The organism is Microbacterium sp. 8M (genome assembly GCF_902506375.1).
Classification (GTDB): domain Bacteria; phylum Actinomycetota; class Actinomycetes; order Actinomycetales; family Microbacteriaceae; genus Microbacterium.
Map to the genome: position 1 here is coordinate 1,612,974 of NZ_LR733284.1, position 12,180 is coordinate 1,625,153.

The following is a 12,180-nucleotide window of genomic DNA, read 5'->3' on the forward strand; positions in this document are numbered from 1 at the left end:
TCAGAGAGGAGAAGTTGATGGCACGTGAATTCGGACCCGTCATGGGACGACGCGACCTGCTGCGTCTCGGAGGCTACGGCCTCGCCAGCGCGGCCCTGCTCGGGGCGGGGGCGAGCCTCACCGGCTGCGCGCCCAGCGGTTCCGGCGGAGGCGGCAGCACCACCGGCACCCTGAACATGCTGTACTTCGGCGATCAGAAGTCGGCAACGACGCTGCAGAACGCGCTCCAGCCCAAGGTCAAGAAGATCGACAAGGGCCTGGACATCAAGGTCAGCGCGATCAACGGCAAGGACTGGAACGACTTCCTCGCCAAGGTGCTCACGCTCATCGCCTCCGGCCAGGCACCCGACATCGTGAGCGTCGCGACCGAGGGTCTCCAGCTCATGGTGGGCAAGAAGCTCATCGTCCCGCTGGACGAGTACGTCACGAAGGACATGTCCACGCTGAAGTCCAGCTACTTCAACGACATCCACCCGGCGCTGATCGAGGCCATGATGGTGGACGGTCACCTGTACAACATGCCCGACAGCTTCAACGCCGGCAGCATGTTCTTCAACAACGACGTGCTGCAGAAGGCCGGCGCTCCGGCACCGGCCGCCGGCTGGACCATCGACGACTTCCACTCCACGGCGGAGAAGATCTCGAAGGTCGGCGGCGACATCCTGCCGTTCGACTGGGTGGTGCGCCTCTGGGGCAGCTGGACCTCGTTCCTGTACGCCAACGACGGCAACCTCATCGAGGAGGGCAAGTACGGCGGCGGTGACTGGCTCTGGAGCAAGGCATACGAGGCCGGCGACAAGAGCATCGAGGGGCGCAAGGGCGGCTGGAAGTGGGGAGCGCCGACGGCGAACTCCGACGCCGCGATCGAGGCGCTGCAGTACGTGATCGACCTGCAGAAGGCCGGCTACTCGCCCTCTCCCGACGTGGGCGGCGGCGCCACCCTCCAGGGCCTGTTCTCGTCCGGACGCATCGGCATGACGATCGGCGGCGGTTTCTGGGCCGGCGGCCTGCACAACGCCGGCATGAAGGACGGCAGCTTCGACGTGCAGACGTTCCCGACCTGGAAGAGCAACAAGTCGCTGTTCGGCACCGGCGGATACTCCATCTTCCAGTCCTCGAAGAAGAAGGACGCGGCCTGGGAGGTCATCAAGATGATGATCGAGGCGGAGAGCTTCGACATCATGTTCCCGGGAAACATCACCACCTCCGGACGCAAGTCCCTGATGACAGCCGAGCGCTACGCGACCACCGGACCGAAGAACTGGCAGGTCTTCTACGACCAGCTGGACGGCTCCGTGCCGATCTCGGCCCCGTCGTACTACAACGCCCTGGCGACCTCGCTCAACCAGCGCACGACTGAGGCGATCTCCTCCGGCAACGCCAAGGCGGCGCTCGACGCCATGCAGAGCGACCTCGAGAAGGTGGCGAAGGCCAGCTGATGTCCGCACCCACCTCCACTCCGCATGCAGTGCTGCGGGTGTCGACGCGCGAGGTGAAGCCTCCCCGGCCCGTCCGCCGCCCCGGTGCGCGGCGGACGGCCCGGCGGGAGGGGATGTTCGGCTACGCGATGATCGCGCTGTCGATGCTCTTCGTCACCGTGTTCACGTTCATCCCGATCCTGGCTTCGCTCGGGCTGTCGTTCTTCGACTGGGACGTCATCTCGCCGCCTACCTGGGCCGGCCTTGCGAACTACCAGCGCTTCTTCACCGACGGCCCGGTGCTGCAGTCGTTCGGCGTCACGATCGTCATGGCGATCGCGATCGTCGCGCTGCAGCTCTCACTCGGTCTGTTCCTGGCCGTGCTGGTCAACCAGCGGACTTCCAAGTTCGGCCGGACGTTCTTCCGCACGGCGTTCTACCTCCCGCTGCTCGCATCGACGGCTGCCGTCGCGATCTTCATGGGGTACCTGTTCGACGCGAAGTTCGGGGCGATCAACTACTACCTCGGCCTGCTCGGGATGTCGGGTGTGCCCTGGCTGACCAGCCCGTTCGGGGCGCAGGTGACGATCGTGCTGATCGTGGTCTGGCAGCAGGTCGGCTTCACCTTCGTGCTCTTCGTGTCGGCGCTCATGGCGGTGCCCACGGATGTGCTCGAGGCGTCATCCATCGACGGCGCAGGCCCCCTGCGCACGCTGTTCCGCATCAAGATCCCGCTGATCAGCCCGACGATCCTGTTCGCCGCGGTGATCGCGTTCATCAACGCGATGCAGCTGTTCGACCAGCCGTTCATCATGACGAAGGGCGGACCGGGCACGGCCACCACCACCGCGACCATCTCGATGTACCAGACCGGGTTCCAGAACCTGCAGTTCGGATACTCGTCGGCGATCGCGATCATCCTCCTCCTGCTGATCCTCGCGATCACCGGGATCCAGTTCCTCGCCTCACGGAAGCTGGTGTTCTACCAATGAGCACGACCTCTTTGATCGTGACGGGTCGCAGGCCCTCCCGTCAGCGCCGTGCCGGTGCACGGTCATGGACCGTCGGCAAGGTCGCAGGCCTGGTCGCCCTGTTCGTGGCCGCCGTGTTCGCCCTCGGCCCTCTGCTGTGGACCGTGACGACGTCACTGCGGTCCCCGTCGCACGCGTTCAACAACCCGCCGCAGTGGATCCCGTTCAACGCGGATTTCAGCAACTACGCCGCCGTGTTCGACCAGATCCCGATCGGGCAGTTCTTCCTGAACAGCACGATCGTGACCCTGCTGATCGTGGTCGGGCAGACCATCACCTGCACCCTGAGCGGGTACGCGTTCGCGATGGTGTCGTTCCCCGGCAAGAACGTCATCTTCAGCGCGTTCCTGGCGACCATGATGGTGCCGCTGCAGACGATCATCATCCCGGTGTTCCTCATCGTGAAATCGCTGGGGCTCCAGGACGGACTCGGATCCCTGATCATCCCGGCCCTGGGCAGCGCGTTCGGCACGTTCCTCATGCGGCAGTACTTCATGCAGATGCCGAGGGAGCTCGGCGAGGCCGCGCGCATCGACGGCGCGACGCAGTTCGGCGTGTTCTTCTATGTGTATGCGCGCATGGCCGCACCGGCGATCTCGACGCTCGCGATCCTGAACTTCTCCGGGTTCTGGGCGGAGTTCTACCGGCCGCTGATCTTCCTGCAGGATCAGAGCACCTTCACCCTTCCGCTCGGCCTGGTCGGGCTGCAGGGGAACCTGGGCACGGGCTCGATCTCGGTCGTGCTGGCCGGCGTCGTGCTGTCGATGATCCCGAGCGTGCTGCTGTTCATCTTCGCGCAGCGCTACTTCATCGCGGGCGTCACCGCGGGGTCCTCCCGCTGATGCGCGGTTCGTCCATGGCGATCACGAAGGATCACACCCGATGACCGAGCCCCTGTTCTTCCAGCCCGAGGGCGGCTGGGTGGGCGACGCGATCCCGTTCGAACAGGATGGGGTGCTCCACCTCTGGTACCTGTTCGACGACCGGGTCGTGCCGCGCACCGGCATGCCCTGGCACCTCGTCACGACGAGCGATCTCGTGCACTTCGAGGATCGCGGGCTGGCGGTGCCCAGCGGAGGGCCGGACGCGGAGGACTTCAACGTGTACACGGGCTCCGTCGTCGTCGACGACGAGGGCACGGCGCATCTGTTCTCCACCGCGCAGAACCCCGGGCGTCTCGGGCCGGACGGGCGCCCGCTGCAGCTCGTGGCGCACGCCACCAGCGCCGACGGCCTGCGCGACTGGGTCAAGCACCCCGAGCTCACGTTCGGCGCGCCGGAAGGCTTCGAGCCCGGTGACTGGCGGGACCCGTTCGTGTTCCGGGACGGCGACATCTGGCGGATGCTCGTCGCGGCGCGGCACGCGGAGGGACCGGATCGGCGCCGCGGCACGGTCGCGCAGCTCACCTCGACGGACCTCGTCACCTGGACGCCCGTCGAGCCGTTCTGGGACCCCCGGCGCTACATCGCGCACGAGTGCCCGGACGTGTTCCGATGGGGCGACTGGTGGTACCTCGTGTACTCCGAGTTCTCGGACGCGTTCTGCACCCGCTACCGCATGGCGCGCTCCATCGAGGGGCCGTGGATCGTGCCGGAGGACGACGCCGTGGATTCGCGCGCCTTCTACGCGGCCAAGACCGTGGAGCGGGAGGGGCGGCGGTTCTTCGTCGGCTGGATCGCCACACGAGAGGGCGACACCGACGACGGAGCATGGCAGTGGGCCGGCGCCATGTCGGTGCTGGAGGCCGAGCAGCGCACCGACGGCACGCTCGCGTTCCGGTTCCCGGACGAGTTCGTCGCGTCGTTCACCGAGCCGATCGCCGCGGGTGTGCCGCAGCCGCCCCTCCGGCTGGACGCCACCGATCGGCTCGCGCAGGTGGTCGGGACGGCAGACCTGCCGGACGCCTTCCTGTTGACGGCGGAGATCGAGATCGCTGCCGATCTCGAGGAGGTCGCCGTGCTGCTTCGGGCCACCGCGGACGGCGGCGAGGCGGGGATGATCCGCCTCGAGCCCCGGCGGGACCGCGTGGTGTTCGACCGGTGGCCGCGCACGCTCACCGGCGATGAGCAGTGGCAGATCTCGGGAGACGTCCCCTTCGTGTTCGAGCGGCCGTGCCCGCTGCCGCCGGGCCGGCATCGCGTCGAGATCGCCGTCGAACGGGACATCGTCGTGGCGGTCGTCGACCGGCGCGTCGCCCTGAGCACCCGGCTCTATCGACGAGCGGGGGAGCGGATCGGATTCGCCGTCGACGGCGGCGTGGCCGAGCTCGTCAGCCTCGACATCCGCACGCGCTCGTGATCCCCGCCGCGCTCGTGATCCCCGCCGCGCTCGCTGACGTCGTCGACCCCTCTTCGAAGGAGCCCCCGCACATGACCAGGCCGCTCATGCACTTCCGGCCCGCACGCAACTGGATGAACGACCCGAACGGGCTCGTGTTCCACGACGGCAGCTTTCACCTCTTCTACCAGTACAACCCCGAGGGCTCGACGCACGGCTTCATGAGCTGGGGGCATGCGACCAGCCCCGACCTCACGCACTGGCAGGAGCTTCCCGTGGCCCTGCGCTACACCGACGAGGACGAGATCTTCTCCGGATCCGTCGTGTACGACGAGCACGACACGAGCGGCCTCGGCGTGGACGGAGTCGCTCCTCTCATCGCCGTCTACACGCTCGCCTCGCGGCTGCGGGCACGGCAGGCGCAGGGCATCGCGTCGAGCACGGACGGCGGACTGACGTGGACCCCGTATCCGGGGAACCCGGTGCTGGACCGCGCTTCTGCGGACTTCCGGGACCCGAAGGTGTTCCGCTACCGGGGCGAGGCGGGGGAGCACTGGGTCATGGTGGCGGTCGAGGCGGTCGAACGGCGCGTCGTGCTGTACCGCTCCGACGACCTGATCACGTGGACGCATCTTTCCGAGTACGGTCCGCGCGGCGCGGTCGGCGGTGTCTGGGAGTGCCCCGACCTGTTCCCGCTCGCCGTGGACGGCGACCCGGACGATGTGCGCTGGGTGCTCCTGATCAGCCTCAACCCCGGCGGGATCGCCGGAGGTTCCGGCACGCAGTACGTGATCGGGTCCTTCGACGGAGAACGGTTCACGCCCGACGATCCGGCGCCGGCCGTGTCCGCGCCGGCCGCGGAGCGGCAGAGCCGCGCCGACCTCGAGGCGTTCGACTGGATCGACTACGGGCGGGACTGCTACGCCGGCGTGACGTTCTCCGGGCTCGCCGACGATCAGCGGATCCTCATCGCATGGATGAGCAACTGGGACTACGCGGGCGACATGCCGGCGGAAGGGGAGGACGGAACGCAGCGCGGTGCGATGACGCTGCCGCGCCGGCTCTCCCTGACCCGGAGGGGCGGACGGATCCGGCTCGTGCAGACGCCGATCGCCGTCATCGGCGACGCCGTGGACGAACTCGAGGCCGGCCCGGTCTGGATCCGCCCCGGCGCACCCCGTGAGCTGCACGCGCCGCGCGCAGGACGGATGCGCGTGCGGATGCGGCTCGAGGACGGCGCGGTCGCGGAGCTGCGCATCGGCGACGACGACGCTCCCGTCGCCGTGATCCGCTGCACCGCCGCCGAGCTGACCCTGGATCGCCGCGGCGGAGCGGAGGGGGAGCTGCCGGCGTCCTTCGGCAGCGTGGAGCGGCTCCCGCTCGACGGCGGCGGGGTGGTGGACGCCGAACTGTGGCTGGACGACGGCTCGGTGGAGGTCTTCTGCGAGGACGGTACGGCCGTCCTCACGGACCGGATCCCCGCACGCACGTCATCTTCTCTCTCGCTGCACGCCGTCGGCGGTACCGTACGAGTGGATCAGCTCACCGTCGCACCCGTCGCGGACGCTGCCCGGACGGAGGTACAGGCATGAACGCATCGCGGATCGCCGTGATCGGCGAGGCTCTCGTCGACATCGTGGTCGGTGGCTCGGCCCATGCGGGCGGCTCGCCGATGAACGTGGCCGTGGGGCTCGCGCGACTTGGCCGGCCTCCCGTGCTGCACGCCCGGATCGGCGACGACGCGTACGGCAGCACGATCCGCGCCCATCTCGCGGCGGACCGCGTCGGGATCGGCGCACACACTCTCGTCGACGGGCCGTCGTGGACCGCGACGGCGGCGCTGGCCGAGGACGGCAGCGCGGAGTACTCCTTCGCGCTGGCCGGCGAGATCGCGGTGCCCGAGCTGCACGACCTCGCCCTCGTGCACGCCGGATCCATCGGCGCGCTGCGCGAGCCCGGCTCGAGCGCGCTGCTCGCGGCCTATCGCCACGCTCCTGCGGAGACGCTGCGCTCGTTCGATCCGAACATCCGCGCCGACGTCATCGGCCCCGCCGACGCCGCGCGCAAGAGGGTGTTCGAGCTCGCCGCCGCCGCGCACGTCGTCAAGCTCAGCGACGAGGATGCGGCATGGATGCGGCCCGGAACGAGCCTGGACGAGATCCTCGACGAGTTCGCCGCGGGCGGCACCCGCTTCGTGGCGATCACCCGCGGCGCGCAGGGCGCTGTCGCGCTCGTCGACGGCGAGCGGTACGAGCGCCCCGCCCTGCCCGTCGACGTCGTCGACACGATCGGCGCCGGCGACGCGTTCATGTCGGGTCTGCTGTTCGGTCTGCTGCGCGACGGCACCGACCGGCTCCTCGTCGAGGGGGCGCCGATCCCGCCGGAGAACGTCCTCGCAGCCCTCGACACGGCCCTCGCCTCGGGAGCGATCACGGTGTCCCGCGCGGGCGCGAATCCGCCGCGGCCGGCCGAACTGGAGGAGCGCCTCGCCGCGGCGCGCGCCGTGTCTAGCGGTGACGACCGCTGATCCGGCTGATAGGATAAAAGCCCGTGATGCAGACTTCAGCCGCGCGGGCAGACAACGACACCACCAAGCACATCTTCGTGACGGGCGGTGTCGTTTCCTCTTTGGGCAAGGGTCTGACGGCCGCCAGCCTCGGCAACCTGCTCACCGCCCGCGGACTGCGCGTGGTCATGCAGAAGCTGGATCCCTATCTGAACGTGGATCCCGGCACGATGAACCCGTTCCAGCACGGTGAGGTGTTCGTCACCGACGACGGTGCGGAGACCGACCTCGACATCGGCCACTATGAGCGCTTCCTCGACATCGAGCTGAGCCAGGCGGCGAACGTCACGACCGGGCAGATCTACTCGCAGGTCATCGCCAAGGAGCGCCGCGGGGAGTACCTCGGCGACACCGTGCAGGTCATCCCGCACATCACAGACGAGATCAAGCGCCGCATGCGCCTGCAGGCGGATGAGACCCCGAAGCCCGACGTCATCATCACCGAGATCGGCGGCACCGTCGGCGACATCGAGTCGCAGCCGTTCATCGAGTCGGCGCGCCAGATCCGCCACGAGCTCGGCCGCAAGAACGTGTTCTTCGTGCACGTCTCGCTCGTGCCGTTCATGGGCGCATCCGGCGAGCAGAAGACCAAGCCGACCCAGCACTCCGTCGCCGCCCTCCGCTCGATCGGCATCCAGCCGGATGCGCTCGTGCTGCGCAGCGACCGGCCCGTCACCGACTCCAACAAGCGCAAGATCGCGCTCATGTGCGACGTCGACGAGGACGCGGTCGTGAACGCGGTCGACGTGCCCAGCATCTACGACATCCCGACGATGCTGCACGACCAGGGCCTGGACGACTACATCGTGGACGCCCTCGGGCTGACCAAGGCGGACGACGTGGACTGGTCGCGCTGGCAGAAGGTGCTGCAGGCCGTGCACAACCCGAAGCACGAGGTCACGATCGGCCTCGTCGGCAAGTACATCGACCTGCCCGACGCGTACCTCTCGGTCACCGAGGCGCTCAAGGCCGGCGGTTTCGCGCACGAGGTCGCGGTGAAGATCCGCTGGATCCCGTCCGACTCCTGCGAGACGCCCGAGGGTGCCGCCAAGGCCCTCGCCGACGTCGACGGCATCTGCGTGCCCGGCGGCTTCGGCATCCGCGGCATCGAGGGCAAGCTCGGCGCACTCCGCTTCGCGCGCGAGCAGGGCATCCCCGCGCTGGGGCTGTGCCTGGGGCTGCAGTGCATGGTCATCGAGTACGCGCGCAACGTCGCCGGCATCGAGGGCGCGTCCTCCAGCGAGTTCGACCCGGACACCGCGGAGCCGGTCATCGCGACCATGGCCGAGCAGGTGGAGATCCTCGACGGCGGCGACCTCGGCGGCACCATGCGCCTCGGGCTGTACCAGGCAGCGCTCGCCGAGGGCTCGCTCGCGGCGGAGCTGTACGGCGCGTCCGAGGCCTCGGAGCGGCACCGTCACCGCTACGAGGTGAACAACGCCTACCGCGGCCGCCTGTCCGACGCCGGGCTGTCGTTCTCGGGCCTGAACCCGGAGCTCGACCTCGTCGAGTACGTGGAGCTGCCGCGCGACGTGCACCCGTTCTACATCGCGACGCAGGCGCACCCGGAGCTGCGCTCGCGGCCGACCGAGCCGCACCCGCTGTTCCGCGGTCTCGTGGGCGCCGCCATCGAGCGCCACCGCTCCAGCGAGCTGTTCGACGACGAGGACTGACGTGACGGACGCTTCGACGGGGTCAGGGGGCGCGCTGTCCGACGAGCCGTTCGAGCCCGAGGTGCTCGACAGCCGCGAGGTCTACCGGGGCGCCGTGTGGAGCGTTCGCGAGGATCGCGTCCGCTACGGCGACGGCGAGATGGTGCGGCAGTACATCGATCACACCGGCGCGGTCGCCGTCGTCGCGATGGACGAGGACGGGCGGGTGCTGCTGATCCAGCAGTACCGGCACCCGATCCGGGAGCGCGACTGGGAGCTGCCTGCGGGGCTGCTCGACGTCGTCGGCGAGGATCCGATGGCGGCGGCGCGGCGGGAGCTCGCGGAGGAGGCGGACCTCACCGCGTCCGGCTGGGAGCCGCTCGTCTCGACGTACACCACGCCGGGCAGCAACTCCGAGCTCATCCACATCTACCTCGCGACCGGCCTGGCACCGGCGGAGGAGGTCTTCGCGCGCACCGAGGAGGAGGCGGACATCCGCCTCGCCTGGGTCCCGCTCGCCGAAGCCGCGGACGCCGTGCTGGACGGGCGGCTGCGCAACGGCATCCTCGCCGTCGGCATCCTCGCCGCGGAGCGCCACCTCGCGTCGGGGCGGCGGAGCGCCGGGGCCTGACGTGCGGCAGGCCTGAGGTGCAGCTCGATCGCGCGCTGGACGCGTATCTGCGGCATGTGACGATCGAGCGCGGGCTCGCCGAGCACACCCTCGCCGCCTACCGCCGTGACCTCGGCGGTTACCTCGCGTGGCTCGGCGAGCAGGGCATCGCAGACACCACGGCGATCACGCCCGAGGTCGTCGCCGCGTTCGCCGCAGCGCGGGCGAGCGCCGAACCGCCGCCCGCGGCCTCGAGTCTGGCGCGCCTGCAGTCCTCGGTGCGGGGCTGGCATCGCTTCCTGGCCCGCGAGGGCATCGCCGAGGCCGATCCGAGCGCCCGGCTGCGTCCGCCCAAGCAGCCGCGACGCCTGCCCAAGGCGCTGACGATCGACCAGGTCGAGCGGCTCCTCGCGGCTCCCTCGGCGGACGAGCCGATCGGGATCCGCGACCGCGCCCTGCTCGAGCTGCTCTACGCGACCGGAGCGCGCGTCTCCGAAGCCGTGTCGCTCGACGTCGACGACCTGGCGCACGGCGACGTGCTGCGCCTGCGCGGGAAGGGCTCCAAGGAGCGCATCGTGCCGGTCGGCTCCTACGCGCGAGCGGCCGTCGACGCCTACCTCACGCGTGTCCGTCCCGCGCTCGCCGCCAAGGGTCGCGCGTCCGCGAAGCTGTTCCTCGGCGCCAGGGGCGGTCCGCTCAGCCGGCAGAGCGCCTGGCTGATCATCCGTGCCGCGGCGGAGCATGCCCAGATCACGGCCGAGATCTCCCCGCACACGCTGCGGCACTCCTTCGCCACGCACCTGCTGCAGGGCGGCGCGGACGTGCGCGTGGTGCAGGAGCTGCTCGGACACGCGTCCGTGGCGACCACCCAGATCTACACGCACGTCTCGGTGGACACGCTCCGCGACGTCTACGTGACCGCGCATCCCCGCGCGCGCTGAGGTCCCGGAAGCCGCGCCCATGATTCCGGCGTGTGACTTTTTTAATGGTTTGAAGTCAGACCATTGACAGTCGCGGATCCGACTGGCCAGAATCGCTGCACACGCTCCCTCCACTGAAAGCAGGCAGCACTCCATGAGCGAATCGACAAAGGCGCCCGACTCACACCCGATCGACGACGACGCCGCGGCCCTGGCCGCCCTGGGCTACAAGCAGGAACTGCACCGGGGGATGTCGGGGTTCAGCAACTTCGCCGTCTCCTTCTCGATCATCTCGATCCTCGCGGGATGCATCACCTCGTACGCGATCGCCCTCAAGTCCGGCGGACCCTCCGCCATCAACATCGGCTGGCCCCTGGTCGGCGTCTTCGTGCTCATGGTCGCGCTGGCGATGGCCGAGGTGTGCTCGAAGTACCCGACCGCCGGCGGCCTCTACTTCTGGGCCGGTCGCCTCGCGAAGCGGAACAAGCGCCAGTGGGCGTGGACCGTCGGCTGGTTCAACTTCCTCGGCGAAGTCGCCGTCACCGCGGCGATCGACTTCGGCGCCGCGACCACGATGATGGCCTTCGCCAACCTCGTGTGGGGCGTGGAGGTGAACCCCTTCAACACCTTCGGCCTGTTCGTCGTCCTGATCGTGGTCCACGGCCTGCTCAACACGTTCGGCGTCAATCTCGTGAGCATCCTGTCCAACGTGTCGGCCTGGTGGCACATCGTCGGCGTGCTCATCATCGTCGCCGCGCTGTGGATCCTGCCCACGCAGCACCAGTCGGTCGGCTGGACCTTCACCGGCTTCTACAACGGCACCGGCTGGTCGTTCGCGCCGTACGTGTTCCTCATGGGTCTGCTGATGGCCCAGTACACCTACACCGGATACGATGCCTCGGCGCACGTCGCGGAGGAGACCAAAAACGCCTCGATCGCCGCCCCCAAGGGCATCGTGATGAGCGTCGTGATCTCGATCATCGGCGGCTGGATCCTGCTCTACTCGATCACCGCGGCGATCCAGGACTCCTCGGACGAGGGCATCGGCAAGCTGCTCGGCAGCGCCACCGGGCTGCCGCCCGCCCAGATCTTCCTCGACGCGCTGAACAACCCCACCATGGCGAAGTTCCTGCTGTTCATCGTCTGCGGCGCCCAGTTCTTCTGCGGCATGGCCTCGGTGACGGCGAACTCGCGCATGAGCTACGCGTTCTCGCGCGACAACGCGATCCCCGGCTCGCGCCTGTGGGCCAAGGTGAACCCGCGGACCGGGACGCCGACGAACTCGATCTGGCTCTGCGTCGCACTGTCGATCGTGCTGACGGTCCCGGCGATGTGGAACCTGACGGCGTACCTCGCGGTCACCTCGATCGCGGTCATCGGCCTGTACATCGCGTACGTCACGCCGGTGTTCCTGCGCCGCCTGGATCGGAACTTCGTGCCGGGCCCGTGGAATCTCGGGCGGTGGAGCGCGGTCGTCGGCTGGATCGCCGTCGTGTGGGTGGTCATCATCATCGTCCTCTTCGTGCTCCCGCCGGTGAACCCCGTCACGATCGACACGTTCAATTACGCGCCCATCGCGGTCGTCGTGGTGGCGCTCCTGGCAGCGGCCCTATGGTTCGCATACGGCAAGCGCGACTTCATGGCCTCGAGCGTCGAGGCCGAGCACCTCACGATGGCTCCCGACAAGCTGCTTGAGGAATAGTGGG

Annotated in this window: 10 protein-coding genes; all 10 read left to right on the plus strand. The window is 69.0% G+C overall.

Features of this window, described 5'->3' with window-relative positions; all coding sequences use genetic code 11:
* Window positions 1–17: 17 nt before the first annotated feature.
* Entirely contained in the window at window positions 18–1,439 is a 1,422-nt protein-coding gene (locus tag AERO9AM_RS07630) for an ABC transporter substrate-binding protein (protein WP_159575599.1), read from the plus strand.
* Window positions 1,439–2,410 carry a carbohydrate ABC transporter permease gene (locus AERO9AM_RS07635; RefSeq protein WP_201298603.1) on the plus strand — a complete coding sequence of 324 codons (972 nt, stop codon included), beginning with the start codon at window positions 1,439–1,441 and terminating at the stop codon, window positions 2,408–2,410. The genes AERO9AM_RS07630 and AERO9AM_RS07635 overlap by 1 nt, the downstream gene beginning before the upstream one ends.
* Complete coding sequence (locus AERO9AM_RS07640) at window positions 2,407–3,291, plus strand: carbohydrate ABC transporter permease (RefSeq protein WP_159575600.1); 885 nt, start codon at window positions 2,407–2,409, stop codon at window positions 3,289–3,291. Before AERO9AM_RS07635 ends, AERO9AM_RS07640 begins: the two co-directional genes overlap by 4 nt.
* Before the next feature lie 40 nt (window positions 3,292–3,331).
* A complete protein-coding gene (locus AERO9AM_RS07645; protein ID WP_159575601.1) occupies window positions 3,332–4,747 on the plus strand; it encodes a glycoside hydrolase in 1,416 nt (471 codons plus the stop codon).
* 71 nt (window positions 4,748–4,818) lie between these two features.
* A complete protein-coding gene (locus tag AERO9AM_RS07650) occupies window positions 4,819–6,318 on the plus strand; it encodes a glycoside hydrolase family 32 protein (RefSeq protein ID WP_159575602.1) in 1,500 nt (499 codons plus the stop codon).
* Complete coding sequence (locus tag AERO9AM_RS07655; protein WP_159575603.1) at window positions 6,315–7,253, plus strand: carbohydrate kinase family protein; 939 nt, start codon at window positions 6,315–6,317, stop codon at window positions 7,251–7,253. The genes AERO9AM_RS07650 and AERO9AM_RS07655 overlap by 4 nt, the downstream gene beginning before the upstream one ends.
* A 26-nt stretch (window positions 7,254–7,279) precedes the next feature.
* On the plus strand, window positions 7,280–8,965 hold the full coding sequence (locus AERO9AM_RS07660; RefSeq protein WP_159577431.1) for a CTP synthase: 1,686 nt from the start codon (window positions 7,280–7,282) through the stop codon (window positions 8,963–8,965).
* Between the two features lies 1 nt (window position 8,966).
* Entirely contained in the window at window positions 8,967–9,575 is a 609-nt protein-coding gene (locus AERO9AM_RS07665; RefSeq protein ID WP_201298604.1) for an NUDIX domain-containing protein, read from the plus strand.
* 17 nt (window positions 9,576–9,592) lie between these two features.
* Complete coding sequence (gene xerD / locus AERO9AM_RS07670; protein ID WP_159575604.1) at window positions 9,593–10,495, plus strand: site-specific tyrosine recombinase XerD; 903 nt, start codon at window positions 9,593–9,595, stop codon at window positions 10,493–10,495.
* Window positions 10,496–10,628: 133 nt separating this feature from the next.
* A complete protein-coding gene (locus tag AERO9AM_RS07675; RefSeq protein ID WP_159575605.1) occupies window positions 10,629–12,176 on the plus strand; it encodes an amino acid permease in 1,548 nt (515 codons plus the stop codon).
* Window positions 12,177–12,180: the final 4 nt, after the last annotated feature.